Annotated in this window: 1 protein-coding gene; it reads right to left on the reverse strand. The window is 63.0% G+C overall.

The window, feature by feature from the left end:
* Positions 1-18 precede the first annotated feature (18 nt).
* A partial coding sequence (locus E6139_RS22870; RefSeq protein ID WP_129329874.1) for an aldehyde dehydrogenase family protein occupies positions 19-1,004 on the reverse strand: 986 nt, incomplete at its 5' end.

Consider the following 1,004-nt stretch of genomic DNA (forward strand, 5'->3'; position numbering starts at 1 on the left):
CTCATTGCTCACCCTTTCTCAGTCGCACCAGTGGTTGACGCTATTACCCGTCGCCAGATAAATGCTCTTTTGTTGCATCCAGGCTTTCAGCCCCTGGATACCCTTCTCGCGGCCCAGACCGCTCTCTTTAAAGCCCCCGAACGGGGTCGAAATCGCAAAAACCTTGTAGGTGTTGATCCACACCGTGCCTGCCTCCAGCTGCTCGCTGAGACGCAGGGCGCGACCGGTATCGCGCGTCCAGATCCCCGCCGCCAGGCCGTACACCGAGTCGTTCGCCTCGTGGATAAGCGTGGCTTCATCGCCAAACGGCATCGCCACCAGCACCGGGCCGAAGATCTCTTCCTGACAGGCGCGGGCGCTGTTGCTCAGCCCTTCGATAATGGTTGGCAGAAAGAAGCTGCCGTTTACCAGAGCGGGATCGGCGGGGATCTCGCCGCCGCACAGCACGCGGCCCCCTTCACGCTTCGCCAGTTCGACGTACTGGATCACGCTCTGGCGATGTTTTTCGTTGATCAGCGGTCCTACATGGACGCCGTCGGTAAACGGATGTCCGACGCGCAGCCCGCGTGTTAATTCCAGCAGCCTCGCCATCAGCGGGGCGTAAATACTCTCGTGGATAAACAGCCGCGACCCGGCGATACACGCCTGCCCCGCCGAGCTGAAAATGCCGTAGCAGATCCCGCGCGCGGCCTGTTCGATATCGGCATCCTCCAGCACGATGGTCGGCGATTTGCCGCCCAGTTCCAGCGAGGCCGGGATCAGTTTTTCCGCCGCCACGTGCGCCAGATGACGGCCCGTGGTGGTGCCGCCGGTAAAGGAAATTTTCCGCACGCGAGGATGACGCGCCAGCGCATCGCCAATCACCGAGCCTTTGCCCGGCAGGACGCTCAGCAGCCCGGCGGGCAGCCCGGCCTGTTCAAAAATCCGCGCCAGCTCCAGCGCCATTAGCGGCGTGGCTTCGGCGGGCTTGAGGATCACCGCGTTCCCGGCGGCAATCGCCGGTG

The organism is Enterococcus sp., from assembly GCF_032555305.1.
Classification (GTDB): Bacteria; Bacillota; Bacilli; order Lactobacillales; family Enterococcaceae; genus Enterococcus_A.